Annotated in this window: 6 protein-coding genes; 4 read left to right on the forward strand and 2 right to left on the reverse strand. The window is 62.3% G+C overall.

All coding sequences use genetic code 11. The features are described 5' to 3' along the window. Positions 1–185 precede the first annotated feature (185 nt). The gene (locus tag DBR46_RS30080) at positions 186–974 is read right to left on the reverse strand and encodes a helix-turn-helix domain-containing protein (protein WP_124530060.1); all 789 of its coding nucleotides are present in this window, start codon (positions 972–974) and stop codon (positions 186–188) included. Between the two features lie 86 nt (positions 975–1,060). Here DBR46_RS30080 and DBR46_RS30085 point away from each other — a divergent pair, with 86 nt between their 5' ends. From DBR46_RS30085 to aqpZ, 4 genes are all read left to right on the forward strand, one after another. Next, positions 1,061–2,059: a bile acid:sodium symporter family protein gene (locus DBR46_RS30085; RefSeq protein WP_124530061.1), complete on the forward strand. Its 999-nt coding sequence runs from the start codon at positions 1,061–1,063 to the stop codon at positions 2,057–2,059. 83 nt (positions 2,060–2,142) lie between these two features. Then, the gene (locus DBR46_RS30090; RefSeq protein WP_124530063.1) at positions 2,143–2,505 is read left to right on the forward strand and encodes a type 1 fimbrial protein; all 363 of its coding nucleotides are present in this window, start codon (positions 2,143–2,145) and stop codon (positions 2,503–2,505) included. Between the two features lie 123 nt (positions 2,506–2,628). After that, positions 2,629–3,813, forward strand: coding sequence for a sugar transporter (locus DBR46_RS30095; RefSeq protein WP_124530065.1), 1,185 nt, complete (start codon positions 2,629–2,631; stop codon positions 3,811–3,813). Positions 3,814–3,915: 102 nt separating this feature from the next. Continuing rightward, on the forward strand, positions 3,916–4,602 hold the full coding sequence (aqpZ, locus tag DBR46_RS30100) for an aquaporin Z (protein ID WP_256659429.1): 687 nt from the start codon (positions 3,916–3,918) through the stop codon (positions 4,600–4,602). 130 nt (positions 4,603–4,732) lie between these two features. Here the strand turns inward: aqpZ and DBR46_RS30105 are convergent, their stop codons facing one another. Continuing rightward, a complete protein-coding gene (locus DBR46_RS30105; protein ID WP_124530069.1) occupies positions 4,733–5,677 on the reverse strand; it encodes an aliphatic sulfonate ABC transporter substrate-binding protein in 945 nt (314 codons plus the stop codon). Between the last annotated feature and the right edge of the window lie 131 nt (positions 5,678–5,808).

The following is a 5,808-nucleotide window of genomic DNA, read 5'->3' on the forward strand; positions in this document are numbered from 1 at the left end:
GCCATCGCAGGCAAGCCAGCTCCCACATTTTTGATCGGTGTAAACCTGATCTGGCCTGCAAACCCAAGCCCCTGTGGGAGCGGGCTTGCCCGCGATGGCGGCCTGTCAGCCAACACAGATGCAGCTGATCTACCGCCATCGCAGGCAAGCCAGCTCCCACATTTTTGACCTCATACACCTGTAAGTCAGCGAAAAAACTCCCCCGGCGTCGCATCAAACTGCTGGCGAAACGCATTGATAAACGCCGAGGTCGATTCATACCCACACCCCAATGCCACATCCGTCACGCGCTCGCCTTGTTCCAGGGCGGGCAGGGCGGTGAGCAACCGCAAGCGCTGGCGCCAGGCGCGGAAGGTCAGCCCGGTGTCGCTCAAAAACAAGCGGCTTAGGGTTTTCTCGCTCACCGCCAATTTGCGGCTCCAGTCGCCCAGGGTGGTTTGCTGCTCCGGGTGCAGGTTCAAGCTGCGGTAGATCTGGCGCAAACGCGGGTCCATGGGCAGCGGCAGCATCAAGTCCACCTGGGGCGCTGCGGCCAACTGGTCCAGCAGCACTTGGGCCAGGCGCCCCTCCGCGCCGTCTTCGGCATAGGCCACCGGCAGTTCGCTGAAGCTGCGGATCAGCTCGCGCAGCAAGCTGCTCACCTCCAGCACATGGCAACGCGCATCCGCCCAGGCGGTCACGCTGCAATCGAGGTACAGGCTGCGCATCTCGGTGCGTGGGGAGCTGAACACGCGGTGGGGCATGCCCGCCGGAATCCACACGGCGCGTTGCGGCGGCGCAACAAAGCGGCCGACGCTTGTCTGAATTTCCAGCACCCCGGAAATCGCGTACGACAATTGCACCCACGGGTGACTGTGGCGCCGAGTCAGGGCGCGATTAGGCAGGGATTCAGTGCGTCCATACACCGGCCGTGGCAGGCTGGAAAGCCCGGGCACGCTACGGCGCACGGTTTTGTCATGTCCTTTAGGCGGCATTTGTTGGCTCATTGGCGTTAGTCGGTAACAAGCCGTTACGTTAGAGTCGCCGAGACGCTCTTGGCAACCCCCGGAAGACCTTACTTATGACTCGTCCGCGCTTTCTCCCTGACAACTTCACCCTGACCCTGATCGCCACGGTGATCCTCGCCTCGTTTCTGCCCGCCAGCGGCCAGACCGCCGTGGCCTTTGGCTGGGTCACCAACCTGGCCATTGCGCTGCTGTTTTTCCTGCACGGCGCCAAACTGTCGAACCAGGCGATCATCGCCGGTGCCGGGCACTGGCGCCTGCACCTGTTGGTGTTCAGCCTGACCTTCGTGCTGTTCCCGTTGCTGGGCCTGGCGCTCAAGCCGCTGTTGTCGCCGCTGATCGGCAAAGACCTGTACATGGGCATGCTGTACCTCTGTGCGCTGCCGGCTACGGTGCAGTCGGCGATTGCCTTTACGTCGCTGGCGCGGGGCAACATCCCGGCGGCGATTTGCAGCGCGGCGGCGTCGAGCCTGTTTGGCATCTTCCTCACGCCACTGCTGGTGACGCTGTTGCTCAATGTGCATGGCGAAGGCAGCAACACCCTCGACGCGATCCTCAAGATCAGCGTGCAACTGCTGCTGCCGTTTATCGCCGGGCAGATTGCTCGGCGCTGGATTGGCGCGTGGGTGGGGCGTAACAAGTCCTGGCTGAAATTCGTCGATCAAGGCTCGATCCTGCTGGTGGTCTACGGCGCGTTCAGCGAAGCGGTCAATGAAGGCATCTGGCACAAGATCCCCCTGTGGGAGCTGGGCGGCCTGGTGGTGGCGTGCTGCGTGCTGCTGGCCCTGGTGCTGGTGGCCTCGACTGTGCTGGCCAAGGCGTTCGGCTTTAACCAGGAAGACCGCATCACCATCCTGTTCTGCGGCTCGAAGAAAAGCCTGGCGACGGGCGTGCCGATGGCCCAGGTGCTGTTCGCCGGGGCAACCATGGGCGTGCTGATTCTGCCGTTGATGCTGTTTCACCAGATCCAGCTGATGGTCTGCGCGGCGTTGGCCCAGCGCTATGCTCAGCGGCCCGAGTCGGTTGTGGAACTGATGGAGCAGGTCGATCCCTGAGCAGCCGCTTGGTGCAGTGGGGCCCTCAAGTCTTGGGCAAATCGGACGACTACCTTCTTAATCACCCAAGAAGGAGCGTCGAGATGAACAACGTTAAGCGTTTGTCACTGGTTAGCGGGTTTTTTGCGGTGTGGGCGGGCGGTTGCCTGGCGGCATCGGGCGGCGTCATTCAGTTTCACGGCAGCATTGTCGAGCCGGGCTGTGCCACCAGTGCCTCGGGCGGCGCGGCCATGGAGCTGAAGGGATGCCCGCAGGCTTTTCGCGGCAACCGCTTCGATGTGCAGTCGGTGAGCAGCGTACAGGCGCGGGGCCCTGCACCGGTCAGCGTCAAATTGGTGAGCGACAACGCCAACGGGCGCTATTACGACCAGCGGTATGTGCTGGTGGATACCCTTGGAAAGCCGATTCAGTCGGGGGCTTACGTGGTCACGTTGACCGCGCCGTGATGAAACTGATGGCTTTTTGATCAGGATCAGCGCCAACAGACGAGCGAGAAACCTATAGAATGCTCGACGGCGGCGCTTGTCCTGGGTAGCCGTTTGATCATCGTCCGAGTACCGCGCCCTTCAATGAGCATTTCAGCCGCAACCCCCCAAGCCAATTGGCAACCGGTCATCGCCCTCGCGTTGGCCGCCTTTGTGTTCAATACCACCGAATTCGTTCCCGTCGGGCTGCTCAGCGCCATTGGCGCGAGCTTTGACATGCCGGTGTCCAGCGTCGGCCTGATGCTCACGATCTATGCCTGGATCGTGTCCCTGACGTCGCTGCCGGTGATGTTGCTGACGCGCAACGTCGAGCGTCGCAAGTTGCTGATCGTGCTGTTCTGCATGTTTATCGCCAGCCATATCCTGTCCAGCGTGGCCACCAGTTTTGGCTTGCTGATGGTCAGTCGCATCGGCATCGCCTTGTCCCATGCGTTGTTCTGGTCGATCACCGCGTCGCTGGCCGTGCGCCTGGCGCCGGCCGGCAAACAGGTGCAAGCCCTCGGCCTGTTGGCCACCGGTACGTCCCTGGCGATGGTGTTGGGTATTCCGCTGGGCCGCCTGCTCGGCGAGGCCATGGGTTGGCGCACCACGTTCCTGGTGATCGGCGCCTTCGCCGCGGCGCTGGTGTTTTGGCTGGCGCGCACCTTGCCGCTGTTGCCGAGCCAGAACTCCGGCTCGTTGCGCAGCCTGCCGTTGCTGTTCAAACGCCCGGCGCTGGTGGCGCTGTACGTACTCACCGCCCTGACCGTGACCGCGCAGTTCACCGCCTACAGCTACATCGAACCCTTCGTCGAAGGCGTGGCCGGCATGAGCGGCAGTGCCGTGACCCTGATCCTGCTGGTGTTTGGTGGCGCGGGCATTATCGGTTCGCTGCTGTTCAGCCTGGTGCACCGCTTCAACCCCCATCTGTTCGTGGTCGGCGCGGTGTTTATCCTGGCGGCGTGCCTGGCGCTGATGCTGCCGTTGAGCGGAGCCGAATCCTATCTCGTCGGCCTGAGCATTTTCTGGGGCATGGCAATCATGGGCTTTGGCCTGGCGATGCAGTCCAAGGTGCTGGTGCTGGCGCCGGACGCCACCGACGTGGCCATGGCGATGTTTTCCGGCATCTACAACATCGGCATCGGTGGTGGCGCGCTGATGGGCAGCTGGGTCGGTAGCCAGTTCGGCTTCGCCTGGATCGGTGCGGCAGGCGGCTTGCTGGCGGCGCTCGCGTTGATCGGCTATTGCCTGGCGATTCGCAAGTTCGGGCAGGGTGTGTCACCCAGTTAAAACCAGACAAGTCTTACAGGGCGCCGCGATGCCCATTGCTACCGTCGCCCAGGACCGCCCACGCCCTGTGGTGACGGCACTTGAACAGCAATGGAGTCGATTGTGCAAAAGCGTTTGACCGCGGAGTTTCTGGGTACTTTCTGGCTGACGTTCGGCGGCTGTGGCAGCGCCATCCTGGCGGCGGCATTCCCCGAGTTGGGTATTGGTTTTGTCGGTGTGTCCCTGGCGTTCGGCCTCACGGTGTTGACCATGGCCTATGCGGTGGGCGGCCTCTCGGGCGGGCACTTCAACCCGGCGGTGACCATTGGCCTTTGGGCCGGGCGGCGGGTGGCCGGGGTTGACGTGCTGCCCTACATCGCGGCGCAGGTCGCCGGTGCAATTGGCGCGGCGGCAGCGCTGTACCTGATCGCCAACGGCCAGGACGATTTTGTCATGGGTGGATTTGCCGCCAACGGCTATGACGCCTTGAGCCCAGGCCACTTCGACATGAAGGCCGCCTTGCTGGCCGAACTGATCGCCACGTTCTTCTTTGTCTTCATCATCATGCGCGTCACCGCCCCGGGCGCGGTGCCTGGGTTTGCGCCGATTGCCATCGGCCTGGCGCTGACCTTGATTCACCTGGTCCTGATCCCAGTCACCAACACCTCGGTGAACCCGGCACGCAGTACCGGGCCGGCGTTGTTTGCGGGCGGCGAGTACATTGCGCAGTTGTGGCTGTTCTGGCTGGCGCCGATGGTGGGCGGGGTGTTGGGCGCGATGGCGGCGCGCGGGATGGATGAGCGCAGTTAAACGGGTGTAACCGGATTCAAATGTGGGAGCGGGCTTGCTCGCGAATGCGGTGTGTCAGGCAAAGAAGTTTTAACTGAACCACCGCTTTCGCGAGCAAGCCCGCTCCCACACAAGCCCGCTCCCACATTTTTTATGGCTTCCAGGTCTGCACATCCTTGGCATCGACCGCCTTGGGCAACAAGCCCGCCTTGAAAAACGCATCGGCAATCTTCTGCTGTTCACCTAACTGATCAACCGTCACCGGCTGCACCTGATAGCTACGGTGTGCATTGGCCGCTTCCACCGTGGCCACGTCCAGGTTGCCCCACAGCGGACCAAGCACTTTCGCCGCGTCCTGTGGGTTGGCCTTGACCCATTGGCCGGTTTTTTCCAACTGCTCATACACCACCTTCAACACCTCGGGATGGGCTTTGGCGTAGGGCGTGCCGGTCAAGTAATAGCGCTTGTAGCTGGCCAGCCCGGTGCCGTCCGCCAGGGTGCGTGTCGGTAGTTGGCGTTGCACGCCGGTGAGGAAGGGTTCCCAAGTGACCCAGGCATCCACCTTGTTGTTCTCGAAGGCGGCGCGGCCGTCGGCGGGTGACAGGTAGGCGGGTTCGATGTCAGCGAATTCCAGACCCGCTTTGGCCAGTGCGGCGATCAGTAGGTAGTGAGTGCCGGCGGCTTTGGTGACGGCGATTTTCTTGCCTTTCAAGTCACCGAGCTGCTGGATCGGCGAGTCTTTGCGCACCACGATGGCCTGGGCCGAAGGCGAGGGCGCTTCCTGGGCGAAGTAGGTGAGCTTGGCCTGGGCAGCCTGGGCGAAGATCGGCACGGTGTCGGCGACGTCGGCGCTGATGTCCACGTTGCCCACGTTCAGGGCTTCGAGCAGGGGGAGGCCGCTGGGGAATTCGTGCCAGGTTACGTCGATGTGGTTGGCCTTGAGGGATTTTTCCAGGGTGCCCTGGGTTTTTAGCAGGGTGATCAGGGTGGAGGATTTCTGGTAGCCGATGCGTAGGGTTTCTTGGGCTTCGGCGCTGGCTGCGATGGAGAAGGCCAGTAGTCCTAGGACGGCGATGAAGGGGCGGCGTATGGGCATGGGGGGGGCTCGATCTTCTAATGGAATAGGGATGAGCTTATGGTTCTAAAAACTGTTCGTTAAATACTCTTTTGTTCTGACTGGGTGCATATCCGTTATTTAGGTCACGGCGGCCCACGGATTCAAGCCTG

The organism is Pseudomonas sp. KBW05 (assembly GCF_003852405.1).
GTDB lineage: Bacteria > Pseudomonadota > Gammaproteobacteria > Pseudomonadales > Pseudomonadaceae > Aquipseudomonas.